Genomic DNA, 12,474 nt, shown 5'->3' on the forward strand with positions numbered 1-12,474 from the left:
CCGGGCTGCTCTCCGGCGGCGGCAGCGCGGTCTTCAACGGCCCGGTCTCGGCCACCACGGTCCGCCGGATGGCCTGCGACGCCGAGATCATCCCGGCCGTCCTCGGTTCCGAGGGCGAGATCCTGGATTTGGGCCGGTCGCAACGGTTCTTCAACCGCGCCATCCGCCGGGCACTGGTCGCCCGGGACAAGGGCTGCGCCTTTCCGGGGTGCAGCATGCCCGCGTTCTGGACCGAAGCGCACCACATCATCCCCTGGTGGGCCGGCGGCCGCACCGACGTCAACAACGGGGTATGCCTCTGCCTGCTCCACCACGACCTGATCGAGCAAGGCAACTGGGAGATCGACGTTATCGACGGCATCCCCTGGTTCACGCCGCCGGACTACATCGACCCCCGCCGCAAACCGTTGCGCAACTCCTACTGGCAAACCCACATCCCACCCCAACCACTCCAAGCTTGAGCTGGCAATTGTGCGCGGGCGAGCGCAAGGAGCGTTTGCGGATGCATTAGTGGGCGGATGTGCAGGGCGCAGCTAAAGAAGAGTTAGCCAACCGGCGCGAGGGTCCAGCTAAGGAAGTCTCAGCAGGCGGGCGCGCAGTGCGCAGCTAAGGAAGTATCAGCGGGCGCGCAGGGCACAGCTAAAGGTGCCTTAGCGGCTGCACAGAAGAAGACCAGAGCTGTTGTGAGACCAGCCGCGCAACGAGCTTCTGCGCTCAGCTGAGCCCGGGGCCGGGCCCGGGGCGGCTGCCTTCGGCCGGGACTTCGCCGACCGGAGCAGCCGGCGTCAGTGTCAGCAGCACGGCCTCCGGGCGGCAGGCGAAGCGCACCGGAGCCAGACGGGACGTTCCCAACCCCGCCGACACATTCAACGGGACGCTACGCCCCTCGTGCTCCCAGTACGTCAGCCCCCGGGCACGCCACGTGGGCAGATCGCAGTTGCTCGTCAAGGCACCGTAGCCGGGGAGGCGGACCTGGCCCCCGTGGGTGTGCCCGGCCAGCATAAGGTCGGCGTCGTCGGCAGCGAACCTGTCCAGCACCCGCTGGTACGGAGCGTGGGCCACCGCGATCCGCAGGAATGCGGCCTCATCGGCGGACGTCGAACCGTTGGGGAAACCCGAATAACGGTCGCGCTGCAGGTGCGGATCGTCCACGCCCGTGAAGTCCAGCCGCATGCGGTCCACCACCACCGACTGGTGCCGGTTGGTCAAGTCGATCCAGCCCGCGGTGCCGAAAGCCGCGTGCATCTCACGCCACGGCAGTTCACGCTCCGCGTAGTCCTTGGGCTGAGAGGAGGGGCCGGTGAGGTAGGAGAACGGGTTCTTCATCACCGGGGAGTAGTAATCGTTGGAGCCCGGCACGAACACGCCCGGAACGTCCATCAGCGGTGCCAGCGAGTCCAGCAGGGGCTGTACGGCGTCGTGATGGCTGAGGTTGTCGCCGGTGTTGACCACCAGGTCCGGTTCCAGCGACGCCAGCTGCCGCAGCCACCTCTGCTTCAGCGTCTGCCCGGGAGTCATGTGGATGTCGGACACGTGCAGGATCTTCAGGGGGCCTCGCCCGGCGGGCAGGATGGGCAGCGTTTCTTCGCGGACCTTGAAGAGGTTCCGCTCGATAACGGAGCCGTAGACGAGCGCGGCCCCGCCCGCGGCCGTGGCCCCAAGGGCCAGGGTGCCTGCGGTCCGGAGCCGTGCTCGCAGCAAGTCAGTGTCCACGGTTAGTTGTCGTCTCCTCCGCCGTTTCCGTTGCCTCCGCCGTTGCCATTACCCCCGCCGTTTCCGTTGCCTCCGCCGTTTCCGTTGCCGGAATCACCGGAATCGCCGGAATCACCGGAGTCGCCGCCCGAATCCCCGTCGTCGCTGCTGTCGCTGGAATTCGAGTTGTTGTTCGACTCGGCGGGTGCCGGGGTCTGGACCGGCCGGGGCGGATACATCATGCTGCTCGGCGCGGAGCCGAAGCTGCCCGTCTTGTACAGGCCGGCGACCTTCTCCATGTAATCGGTCCACTGCCCGCCGGCGATGGTCGCACCGTCCACGTAGTCGCGCGTCACGCCGTTGATCGGGATGTTGTTGATCGACTTGTAGGCATGAGGGTTGCCCACCCAGGAAGCAGTGGAGATGCCCTTGGTGTAGCCCACCGTCCAGGTGTACTCAGACTTGTCGGTCGTGCCGGTCTTGACAGCGGCGGGAACACCAATCGGATGGATTCCTCCCAGCTGCAGGTTGACCAGGTTCTCCAGCGGGACGCTGACGGCCGCGGCTACCTCCTCCGAAATCGCCCGTTCACAGGACTTCTTCGGCACCTCGTACTCGTTACCCTGGGCGTCGGTCACGGAGGTCAGCGCGATCGGCTTGCAGTACACGCCGCCGTTGGCGAACGCCGCGAAAGAAGCCGCCATCGTCATCGGGGACACGTTGGTCGTGCCAATGATGAAGGACGGGTGCTCAATGCTGATCGGTTCCTTGTCCGTCGCCGTCCGGACGCCGAGGCGGGTTGCCGCATCCTGGATGTCACAGAGGTCCAGCTGCGCGGCCATGGCAGCGGTAGCGGAGTTGATCGACCAGGTCAGGCCTTGGCTGGCGGTCATGGTCCGTTCGAAACCGGGCAGCGCATTCTGGAAGTCCCACTCGCTGAACCAGGCGTCCGGAGGCAGGCAGCTGGCGTTCCAGTTGTACTGTGCCGGGTACTCCGTCCGGCGGGCGTCGACCGATGCGTTGAGCGCCTTGCCCGCTTCGAGCCAGGCGACCATGGTGTAGGGCTTCATCGTGGAGCCGGGCTGCCAGCCGTTGCCGCCGCCCATGTCGGCGTCGACGTTGTAGTTCAGCTCCGTGTTGGCCGCGCCGTCTTCGGGGCTGTAGTTGGTGTTCTGGGCCATCATCAGGATGTTGCCGGTGCCGGGTTCAATCGAGACCATGGACGAGCCGACGCCGGACTCATCGCCCACGGGGACTTCCTGCTCGATCTGCTTCTGGCCTTCCTTCTGGAGGCGGGAGTCGAGCGTGGTCTTGATGGTGAGGCCGCCACGGGCCAGAAGCTTCGCCCGCTCGGTGGAGTCCGCACCGAACGCGTCGGACTGCATGATGGCGTGCTGCACGTAGCTGCAGAAGTAGTCGGCGAAGTTTGCCGCGACACAGCCGGAACGTACCGGCTTGAGGTTCAGGTCCAGGTCGCTGGCAACGGCTTTGTCGTACTCTTCTTGGGTGATCTTGCCCGCATTGCGCATGGCTGCCAGCACCGTATTGCGGCGCTCCACCGTGGCTTCCGGGTTGTTCACCGGATTGAAGTAGTTGGGCGACTGCACCATGCCGGCCAGCATGGCCGACTGCTGGATGTTCAGCTTGGCCGCCGGGACACCGAAAAAGGTCTTCGCAGCGGCTTCAATGCCGTACACCTGGCCGCTGAACAACACGATGTTCAGGTAGCCCTGCAGGATCTCTTCTTTGCTGAATTCCTTTTCGACGGCGATGGCCAGCTTCGCCTCGCGCAGCTTGTCGCCGATGTCTTTGGTGCCGCTGATGGTCAGCTCTTCGGCCCCCTTGCCCGCGGAAGCGCCGGCGTCGATCAGCACGTTGTTCACATACTGCATGGTCAGCGTCGACGCGCCCTGCAGGTCCCCGCCGGCCATGTTCGTCACCGCCGCACGCATGATGCCCTGGGGGTCCACACCGTTGTGCTCGTAGAAACGCACATCCTCGATGGAGATGATGGCGTCCTGCATGTGCTGGGACACCTTGTCCAGGGTCACCGGGACGCGGTTTTCGGCGTAGAACGTGGCAATCAGCTTGCCGTCGGCGGAGAGGATCCGCGACGGCTGGGACAGCGGCTGCGTCTGCAGTTCGTCCGGCAATTGGTCGAAGTATTCGATCGATGAGGTTGCCCCGACACCGGCCACGGCTGCGGCCGGAACCAGCAGACCGGCTGCGAGCACGCCGCAGAGCGCGCTGATACCCAGGAAGCCAACAACTTTGCCTAGGGTGGTCGCAGTGTCGAAGAAGGGGGATTTGCGAGCGGCCATGGGGTTCAGTTTACAAGCAAGCGCTACCCTTTGAGTTATGACCAAATGGGAATACGCGACAATTCCGCTCATTATCCACGCGACCAAGCAGATTCTTGACCAGTGGGGGGAGGACGGCTGGGAGCTCGTCCAGGTGTTCCCCGGTCCGAACGGAACCAATCCGGTTGCCTATTTGAAGCGGGAGAAGCAGTAGCCATGACGGAAACCACTGAGGCCCGGAAGTCCACCGTCGAAGAGCGGTTGGCCGGCCTGGGACTGTCCCTGCCGGACGTGGCAGCTCCGGTGGCCGCCTACGTCCCGGCGGTCGTCTCCGGGAACTATGTGTACACCTCCGGGCAGCTGCCGTTCGTCAACGGCGAACTCCCGGCCGCCGGCAAGGTGGGCGACGGCGCCAGCCTGGTCAGTGCCGACGAGGCGAAAAACCTGGCCGCGACGGCCGCCGTGAACGCCTTGGCGGCGGTCAAGAGCGTCATTGGTGACCTGGACCGGATCACCCGGGTGGTCAAGGTCGTCGGTTTCGTGGCCTCCGATCCGGCATTCACCGGCCAGCCGGGTGTGATTAACGGCGCCTCCGAGCTGCTGGGGCAGGTCCTCGGCGAGGCCGGCGCGCATGCCCGTTCCGCCGTCGGCGTGGCCGTGCTGCCGCTGGATTCGCCGGTCGAGGTAGAACTGATTGCCGAATTCAGCTAGTCCGCTTCGCGAGGAGCAGCGGCTCTTCCCCGTGGCGCCGGACCAGCTGGGCGCGGCCCACAGCTGGTTCCACCACGGGGAACGCACGCCGCGCAAGCCCCGGATGGCGTCCTCGGTCGTCCTCGTCCGGGACGGCGCGGCCGGCACGGAAACGTACCTCGGCTACCGGTCGGGGTCCTCTCCGTTGGGCACGGTGGCCTTTCCCGGCGGCAGCGTGGAGGAGAGCGACGGCGACCCTGTGACCTGGTACGGTCCCTCGCCGACCAAATGGGCCGAGATGCTAGGGCTGGACGACCACCGTTTGGCCCACGCCCACGTGGTGGGGGCCATCCGCGAGCTGTTCGAGGAAACCGGCGTGTTGCTGGCCGGTCCTGATGAATCCACCCTGCCGGAGTCCACCTCCGGAGCCGACTGGATGCGGACCCGCGAGGCCGTCGCCGACCAGGAGGTGTCCTTCGGCGAAGCGCTCGGCAAGCGCGGGCTCGGCGTCCGCACCGACTTGCTCAAACCCGTGGCCCACTGGCTCAGCCCCGATTTTGCCCATCGACGCTTCGACACGCGCTACTTCGCTGCGGCCCAGCCGGCCAATCAACGGCCGTCCCTGCTGGAAAGCAAGGGCGTGTGGGCCTCCTGGCTGCCGGCGCAGGAACTGATGGCCGGGCGGACGACCACGGCGCTGGGCGATCTGGTGGACCAGCCCGACACCCGCGGGCTGACGTTCAGCGAGGTGACCTCGCCCGCGGTGGAAATCATCGTGGAAAAGATCGCCGGCGCCCGCGGCTGCATCGCCTACCTCTCGCACAAGCGCCCGCAGCGGCTCTACCACCCGGAACTGATCCAAGTCGACGGGGTGCCCATGCTGCAGGTGGCGGCCAACTCGGCCACCGAAGGCGGTGCCGCCCAGCGGGGACGCTGAGCCGCTCCGCCGACACGGACCCCAGCCCCGACGGCCCGTGCCGGACGGCCAACGGCACCTACCTCGCAAGCCACAACGACGGCGGGGGCCCACCATCGGTGAGCCCCCGCCGTCGTACTTTTCGGTCGAAAATCAGCGCGAACGCTGGCGCAGCCGCTGGATGTCCAGGATGACTACCGCGCGCGCTTCCAGGCGCAGCCAGCCGCGCTGGACGAACTCGGCCAGCGCCTTGTTGACGGTTTCACGGGAGGCGCCAACCAGCTGGGCCAGCTCTTCCTGCGTCAGTTCGTGTGCCACCAGGATGCCGTCCGTGGCGGGGCGGCCGAAGCGGTCGGCCAGGTCGAGCAGGGCCTTGGCCACGCGGCCCGGAACGTCGGAGAAGACCAGGTCGGCCAGCGAGTCGTTGGTGCGGCGGAGGCGGCGGGCCAAAGCCTGCAGCAGCTGCGCCGACACCTCGGGGCGGGTCTCCAGCAGGCCGCGCAGGTTCTCGTTCTTCAGCCCGGCGAGGCGGGTCTCGGAGACGGCGGTCGCGGAGGTGCTGCGCGGGCTTGGGTCGAAGAGGGCCATCTCACCGAAGAGCTCGCCCGGGCCGAGGATGGCCACCAGGTTCTCGCGGCCGTCGGCAGCGGTGCGGCCCAGCTTGATCTTGCCGGAGACGATGAAGTAGAGCTGGTCGCCCTGGTCACCTTCGCGGAACACCGATGCGCCGCGGGATAGGTCGACCTCGGTCAGCTCGTCGGTCAGCGCGGCGAAAACGTCGTCGTCAAGAGTGGCAAAAAGAGGTGCGCGGCGAAGGATCTCTACGTCCATGAATTCTCCAAGTTAGTACTGTTCGGCTGGGGTTCAAGCTGCTCTCCCGTGGGGGCACTGTTTTCCATTTTGCCGTATGTAAAGCCCGTGTGACATCTTCCACAAGGCTTTTCGCTCCCAGAGGAGAAAAGCGCCGGCATCGAGCACCGGCACGGGCTGCCGGAGGTGACAACCGTCAACGGCGGTTGATAATTCCCGCGGGCGAACCGCCTAGACTAATGCACATCCCACCGCAACGGAGAATGAGTGATTTTCGGCCTGACCATCCTGGACGTTGTCCTGCTGCTGATCCTCTTGGCGTACCTGGTCTCAGGTCTGCGCAAGGGGTTCCTGCTCACCCTCGGCGGCATCGCCGGCATCGCCCTGGGAGCGGTGGCAGCCTTCTTCGCCATCCCCCTGGTCAGTGAGTGGGTACCCGACAGCGCCTGGCGGCTGACCGCAGCCATTGCCGTGGCCATCTTGCTCGTGGTGCTGGGGCACGCCCTGGGGACGGGTATCGGCGCGGCCATCCGGCGCCGGATGGACTTCCCGCCGCTGCGGCCGCTGGACCGGCTGCTGGGCGGCGTGATGAACCTTGCCGTGACCGCGCTGGTGATCTCCATGCTGGCGTTCAGCCTGGGCACCATGGGCGTGCCGTTCATCTCGCAGCAGATTGCCGCGTCCAAGGTGATCGCCTCGATCGAAAACCTCACCCCGGATCCGGTGAAGGCATGGGCGGCGCAGGTGCGCTCGATCGTTGTGGCGGACGGCATCCCGCTGGTCCTCGACCCGCGCGTGCCGCAGGAGTCGGCGCCGGTTCCCGATGCCAGCACCGATACCGCTGCCCTGAACGAGGCGGCGGCCTCCGTGCTGCGGATCGCGGGCACGGCCTTCCAGTGCGGGCAGAACCAGACCGGGTCCGGCTTCGCGGTGGCCCCGGACCGCGTGCTGACCAACGCCCACGTGGTGGCCGGCGTCAACGAACCTGTGGTGGAGGTTGCCGACGGCCGGGTGCTGCCCGGCCGGGTGGTGTTCTTCGACCCGGTGCGCGACCTGGCCGTCCTGGCCGTGGACGGGTTGGACGTGCGGCCGCTGCCGCTGGGGGGCGAACTGTCCGAAGGCGACCTGGCGGCGTTCCAGGGTTACCCGGCCGGCGGCCCCTTCCAGAGCAAGCCGGCCACCGTGCAGGGCCGTTCGCAGGTGCTGGTGCAGAACATTTACGGCGCGGACCCGTCGTCGCTCGAGGTCTACACGCTGGCCGCGAACGTGCAGCAGGGCAACTCCGGCGGACCGTTGCTGGATGCGGACGGAAACGTGGCCGGCGTGGTGTTCGCCAAATCCACGGAGAACGTGCCGGTGGGCTACGCCCTGACCCTGGCGGAGGTCCAGCCGGTCGTCGACGAAGCCCTGGGCTATCAGGAGACCATCTCCGCCGGCCAATGCGTGACCCGCTAGCGGCTCTCCTGCGGTAGCCACTCCAGGAACTGGCCGTGCGGACCGCTGACCGCCACGGGGCGCCCGTTGTGCGAGAGCAGGAAGCGGCCCCGGCGGGTCCGATCGTCCAGGCCGGGAATGCCGGAGTCATCATCCGGCACCGGCATCACGCCGGGACCTTCGTGCGCGAGCCAGTGCACGCCCCGCTCACGGATGAGCCCCTCCACCAGGGTGCGGAACCGACGACGGTCCTCTTCCGGCAGGTAGGCCAGCACCGCCGAATGGAAGACGACGACGGCGGCATCCCCGGGTGCCTGGGCCACCAGCGCCGGCAGCTGCTCGATCAGGTCGCCGGTCACCAGCCGGACCGGTGTGCGGCGGGCAACCTCGATGGCCTGGTGCAGCCGACGGACGCGGAACTCCTGGCCCGGCCAGATCAGGGCCTCGAGCCAGGCGACATCGTCGGGATCGTTAAGGTCCAGCGGATTCAGATCGACTCCGGCGCGCCAGCAGATTTCGGGCAGCGACTCGGGCAGCGGCGGACGGCCGGAGGTGGAGCATTCCAGCAGCGGAGGCTGCGCTTCAGCGCCGGCGGACGCGGCTTGCGCCCCGGCCCCGGCGTATGCGGCTTCCGCGGTCTCCGCCCCGCCCCGAGCGGACGCGGTTTCCGCCGTTTCCGCCCCCGTCCCAGCCACGGCGGCAGGCGAGGACCGTGGCGCGAGGACCGCACCGCCGTCGTACTGGTAGCGGTACAGGTCCGGGTAGAGCAGCAGCCCCGCCGAGGCTCCCACCTCGATCAGCGCCAGCGGCTTGGCTTCGGAGGCGGCGATGGCCGCCAGGGACGGCAGGAAGACGGCGCAGCGGCCGGGTTCATTGGTCTGCGTGGTGCGCGCCAGTGCCACGTCCCGGACCGAGTCCCACCGCGACAGCAGGAAGTCGCGGAAACCCGAATACTCCGTGGCGCCGGCGCCGGCGCCAAGCGAGCGGGCGGCGGCCAGGATCAGGTTGGGCTGGCGCTTCGACGCGGGCAGGGCGTCGATCAGCGCCAGGACCTCGGGATCGTCGCTGATGCCCAGGGCCCATTCGACGTACACCGGGGACTGGCCTGCGGCCTCGTGCAGGCCGAAGTTCCGGTACCAGCCGGCGGTGTCCCCTCGCTGTCCACCCATCGCGCCGTGCCGCCCTCTACAGGGCCTCGGTCAGGTATTCGACCGCCAGCCGGTAGCCGGTGATGCCCGCTCCGGCGATGACGGCGTCCGCGATGCCGGAGATGTAGGAGTGGTGGCGGAACTCTTCACGCCGGTGGATGTTGGTGATGTGCACTTCGACCACCGGGAGGGCCACGCCGGAGAGGGCGTCGCGCAGTGCCACGGACGTGTGGCTGTAGCCGCCGGGATTGATGATGATTGCATCGGCCGTGCCGCGGGCGGCGTGAACCGCGTCGATCAGCTCCCCTTCATGATTGGACTGCACGCACTCCGCGGTCCAGCCGCGGGCGGCCGCGGCGTCGGTGGCGAGCCGCTCGACGTCGGCCAGCGTGGCGGTGCCGTAGACGTCCGGCTCGCGCGTGCCCAGCAGGTTCAGGTTGGGGCCGTTGAGGATCAGGACGCGGCGGGTGCCGGGGATGTCTGCAGTCATGCCTTTTACTATGCCTCAATCGCGTCCCGGTGGAGCTGACCTGTTGCAGGCGGGGCGTCCAGGCCACAGTGTAATGCCGGGCCCGCCCGCCGCCGGGGGCAGCGGGCGGGCCCGGCATTCAGTTGGCTGTCCGGCAGCCGACTGTCTGGCTGTCAGGCCTTAAGGGAGGTCGCGATCTGCTGCATGACGGTGTTGTCGGCCAGGGTGGTGGCGTCGCCGACCTCGCGTCCTTCGGCCACGTCCTTGAGCAGGCGGCGCATGATCTTGCCGGAGCGGGTCTTGGGCAGTTCCGGCACCACCAGGATGGTGCGCGGCTTGGCGATGGGCCCGATTTCCTTGCCCACGTGCGCGCGGAGGGTGGCGACGATGTCCTCGTGTGAGCCGTGCTGCGTGGCTGCTTCGCCGCGCAGGATGACGAACGCGACCACTGCCTCGCCGGTCGTTTCGTCCTTGGCGCCGACGACGGCGGCCTCCGCGACGGCGGGATGGGAGACCAGCGCCGACTCGATTTCGGTGGTGGAGAGGCGGTGGCCGGAGACGTTCATGACGTCGTCGACCCGGCCGAGCAGCCAGATGTCGCCGTCCTCGTCCTTCTTGGCGCCGTCGCCGGCGAAGTACATGTTCTCGAACCGGGACCAGTAGGTTTCCTTGAACCGTTCCGGGTCGCCCCAGATGCCGCGCAGCATGGCCGGCCAGGGCTCGCGGATCACCAGGTAGCCGCCGTGGCCGTCCGGGACGGACTCGCCGAGTTCGTCCACGACGTCGACGGCGATGCCCGGGATCGCGACCTGGGCGGAGCCGGGTTTGGCGGCGGTGATTCCGGGCAGCGGGGCAATCATGTGCGCACCGGTTTCGGTCTGCCACCAGGTGTCCACGATCGGTGCCTTGTCGCCGCCGATCACCCGCCGGTACCACATCCAGGCCTCCGGGTTGATGGGTTCGCCAACCGAACCGAGCACTCGGATGGAGGACAGGTCGTACTTGGCCGGAATCTCCTCGCCCCACTTCATCATGGTGCGGATCGCCGTCGGGGCGGTGTAGAGGATGGAAACCTTGTACTTTTCCACGATCTCCCACCAACGGCCCTGGTGCGGGGAATCGGGGGTGCCCTCGTACATCACCTGGGTGGCGCCGTTGATCAGCGGCGCGTAGGTGACGTAGGAGTGGCCGGTGACCCAGCCGATGTCCGCGGTGCACCAGAACACGTCCGTCTCCGGCTTCAGGTCGAACACCACCTTGTGCGTGTAAGCGCACTGCGTCAGGTAGCCGCCGGTGGTGTGCAGGATGCCCTTGGGCTTCCCGGTCGTGCCGGAGGTGTAGAGGATGAACAGCGGGTGCTCTGCGTCGTGCGGCACCGGCGTATGCTCGGCGGACGCCGTCTCCACCGTGTCCGCCCACCACACATCGCGCCCCTGCTGCCAGTCCACCGGCTCGCCGTTGCGCTTGACCACCACCACGTTGGTCACCGTGTGTCCGGGGGCGGAAAGGGCCTCGTCCACGGCGGGCTTCAGCGGCGACGGCTTGCCGCGGCGCCAGGTGCCGTCGGCGGTGACCACCAGTTTGGCCTCGGCGTCGTCGACGCGGGAGCGCAGCGCGTCGGCGGAGAAACCGCCGAACACCACCGAGTGCACCGCACCGATCCGGGCGCAGGCCAGCATAGTGATCACCGCCTCGGGGATCATCGGCAGGTAGACGGCGACCCGGTCACCCTTGGCCACGCCCAGGGACTCGAACGCGTTGGCGGCCTTCTTCACCTCCTCGGTCAGCTGGGCGTAGGTGTACGTGCGGGTGTCGCCGGGCTCGCCTTCGAAGTAGATCGCCACCCGGTCGCCCAGCCCGTTCTCCACATGCCGGTCCAGCGCGTTGTACGCCGCGTTCAGCTCACCGCCGACGAACCACTTGGCAAACGGGGCGTCCGACCAGTCCAGCGCCTGGTTGAAGTCCGTGTCCCACGAGAGAACCTCGCGGGCCTGCTTGGCCCAAAATGCCGGGCGGTCCGCCTCTGCGTCCGCGTAAACGTCCTGTTTGGCTACGGCCGCGGCGGCGAATTCAGCGCTTGGCGCAAATCTACGGTTCTCGTGGAGCAGGTTTTCCAGGGCGTCGCCGGTGGCGGCGGTCGACTGCGTTGCGTTGGCTTCAGACATGTGGGGGCCCCTTCGTCGTGCTGGGTCATTGGCGTGCCCCCGGCTTTGTCCGCCGGGCGCACCTGCTGCTGCCAGCCTAATCCTTTGCGCGCCGGCAGCGGTGTTGAGCGTCACACTGCACGATGTAAATGGAGGTGAATCTGCGGTGAACGGCACCCGGTGCCGCCGTCGCCCGCGGGAATCCGGCTAGTGAAGGGTGGGTTCCTTGACTACGCTGAGACCAGCGCCAGAAGGTTGCACGGCGGCCCAAGCCCGCGGTGCAACCGTAACGACCCACGGCGGGCCCGGCCCGCGCTGCAACCGTAACGACCGGAGGATCGAAGATGTCCCAGAGCTCCCAGACCCACGGCACGGCAGGAACTGCGGTGGCCGGCCCGTTCACCGTGCGAGACATGGTGGTGGGCGCCGGCATCGTCCTGCTTTTCCTCTCGTCGGTGATGCCGCTGCAAGTTCTCCAGGGCATCGGCGTGAACCTATGGAATTCGGGCGGCCTGTTCCAGCTGGGGCTGGGCATCCTGCTTCCGGCGGTGGTTCTGGTCCTGTTTGTCGTGCGGCGGCTGGCCCCGCAGACGCCGCTGCGGGTGGGCTCATTGTCGGTCGACCAATTCGCCTCGGTGGTCGCTTCGCTGGCCTTGGCGTTCTACTTCCTCACCATCGTCACCGTCTTCAGCGTTAGCGGAGTCATCGGATTCATCGGCGCGGTGGTGCTCTTTGCGGGAACCGTTTGCGCGCGCTGGATTCCGCAGCTTGCCGTCGATTTGNAAAAGGGGGGGGGGGGGGGGGGGGGGGGGGGGGGGGGGGGGGGGGGGGGGGGGGGGGGGGGGGGGGGGGGGGGGGGGGGGGGGGGGGG

General features: G+C 67.8%; 11 protein-coding genes. 5 read left to right on the forward strand and 6 right to left on the reverse strand.

Annotated features, from left to right (window positions below):
• Positions 1 to 461 (forward strand): HNH endonuclease (locus AC5RV2_RS09005; RefSeq protein WP_494092060.1); only part of this gene is annotated, 461 nt, incomplete at its 5' end.
• Positions 462 to 714: 253 nt separating this feature from the next.
• Here AC5RV2_RS09005 and AC5RV2_RS09010 read toward each other — a convergent pair.
• Together AC5RV2_RS09010 and AC5RV2_RS09015 are read right to left on the reverse strand one after the other, a co-directional pair.
• The gene (locus AC5RV2_RS09010; protein WP_494092061.1) at positions 715 to 1,713 is read right to left on the reverse strand and encodes a metallophosphoesterase; all 999 of its coding nucleotides are present in this window, start codon (positions 1,711 to 1,713) and stop codon (positions 715 to 717) included.
• Positions 1,714 to 1,715: 2 nt separating this feature from the next.
• Complete coding sequence (locus AC5RV2_RS09015; protein WP_494092062.1) at positions 1,716 to 4,013, reverse strand: transglycosylase domain-containing protein; 2,298 nt, start codon at positions 4,011 to 4,013, stop codon at positions 1,716 to 1,718.
• Positions 4,014 to 4,050: 37 nt separating this feature from the next.
• Here AC5RV2_RS09015 and sp36 point away from each other — a divergent pair, with 37 nt between their 5' ends.
• Genes sp36 through AC5RV2_RS09030 form a run of 3 tightly spaced genes read left to right on the forward strand, consistent with a single transcriptional unit; the run spans position 4,051 to position 5,619 of the window.
• On the forward strand, positions 4,051 to 4,206 hold the full coding sequence (gene sp36 / locus AC5RV2_RS09020; protein WP_493978079.1) for a Sp36 family protein: 156 nt from the start codon (positions 4,051 to 4,053) through the stop codon (positions 4,204 to 4,206).
• Positions 4,207 to 4,208: 2 nt separating this feature from the next.
• Positions 4,209 to 4,703, forward strand: a complete 495-nt coding sequence (locus AC5RV2_RS09025; protein WP_494092063.1) for a RidA family protein — start codon at positions 4,209 to 4,211, stop codon at positions 4,701 to 4,703.
• Positions 4,687 to 5,619, forward strand: a complete 933-nt coding sequence (locus AC5RV2_RS09030) for an NUDIX hydrolase (RefSeq protein ID WP_494064895.1) — start codon at positions 4,687 to 4,689, stop codon at positions 5,617 to 5,619. Before AC5RV2_RS09025 ends, AC5RV2_RS09030 begins: the two co-directional genes overlap by 17 nt.
• A gap of 132 nt (positions 5,620 to 5,751) precedes the next feature.
• Here the strand turns inward: AC5RV2_RS09030 and AC5RV2_RS09035 are convergent, their stop codons facing one another.
• A complete protein-coding gene (locus tag AC5RV2_RS09035) occupies positions 5,752 to 6,429 on the reverse strand; it encodes a Crp/Fnr family transcriptional regulator (protein ID WP_493966729.1) in 678 nt (225 codons plus the stop codon).
• Positions 6,430 to 6,678: 249 nt separating this feature from the next.
• Between AC5RV2_RS09035 and AC5RV2_RS09040 the strand changes: the two genes are divergently transcribed.
• Positions 6,679 to 7,863, forward strand: coding sequence for a MarP family serine protease (locus AC5RV2_RS09040; RefSeq protein ID WP_494065501.1), 1,185 nt, complete (start codon positions 6,679 to 6,681; stop codon positions 7,861 to 7,863).
• On the opposite strand, the gene AC5RV2_RS09045 is transcribed toward AC5RV2_RS09040, so the two are convergent.
• The 3 genes from AC5RV2_RS09045 to acs all read right to left on the reverse strand — a co-directional run bounded on the left by AC5RV2_RS09045 (position 7,860) and on the right by acs (position 11,624).
• Positions 7,860 to 9,011 carry a DUF2332 domain-containing protein gene (locus AC5RV2_RS09045; protein ID WP_494092064.1) on the reverse strand — a complete coding sequence of 384 codons (1,152 nt, stop codon included), beginning with the start codon at positions 9,009 to 9,011 and terminating at the stop codon, positions 7,860 to 7,862. The two genes, AC5RV2_RS09040 and AC5RV2_RS09045, sit on opposite strands and share 4 nt — an antisense overlap.
• A gap of 16 nt (positions 9,012 to 9,027) precedes the next feature.
• Entirely contained in the window at positions 9,028 to 9,480 is a 453-nt protein-coding gene (aroQ, locus tag AC5RV2_RS09050) for a type II 3-dehydroquinate dehydratase (RefSeq protein WP_494092065.1), read from the reverse strand.
• A 152-nt stretch (positions 9,481 to 9,632) separates the two neighbouring features.
• Positions 9,633 to 11,624, reverse strand: coding sequence for an acetate--CoA ligase (acs, locus tag AC5RV2_RS09055; protein WP_494092066.1), 1,992 nt, complete (start codon positions 11,622 to 11,624; stop codon positions 9,633 to 9,635).
• Positions 11,625 to 12,474: the final 850 nt, after the last annotated feature.

Source organism: Arthrobacter sp. Y3225116 (assembly GCF_059091245.1).

What these genes read in the sequence shown, in the direction of transcription:
- sp36 (WP_493978079.1), top strand. Translation starts at nt 4,051, where the DNA reads ATGACCAAATGGGAATACGCGACAATTCCGCTCATTATCCACGCGACC.
- acs (WP_494092066.1), bottom strand. Translation starts at nt 11,624, where the DNA reads ATGTCTGAAGCCAACGCAACGCAGTCGACCGCCGCCACCGGCGACGCC.
- aroQ (WP_494092065.1), bottom strand. Translation starts at nt 9,480, where the DNA reads ATGACTGCAGACATCCCCGGCACCCGCCGCGTCCTGATCCTCAACGGC.
- AC5RV2_RS09025 (WP_494092063.1), top strand. Translation starts at nt 4,209, where the DNA reads ATGACGGAAACCACTGAGGCCCGGAAGTCCACCGTCGAAGAGCGGTTG.
- AC5RV2_RS09035 (WP_493966729.1), bottom strand. Translation starts at nt 6,429, where the DNA reads ATGGACGTAGAGATCCTTCGCCGCGCACCTCTTTTTGCCACTCTTGAC.
- AC5RV2_RS09045 (WP_494092064.1), bottom strand. Translation starts at nt 9,011, where the DNA reads ATGGGTGGACAGCGAGGGGACACCGCCGGCTGGTACCGGAACTTCGGC.
- AC5RV2_RS09015 (WP_494092062.1), bottom strand. Translation starts at nt 4,013, where the DNA reads ATGGCCGCTCGCAAATCCCCCTTCTTCGACACTGCGACCACCCTAGGC.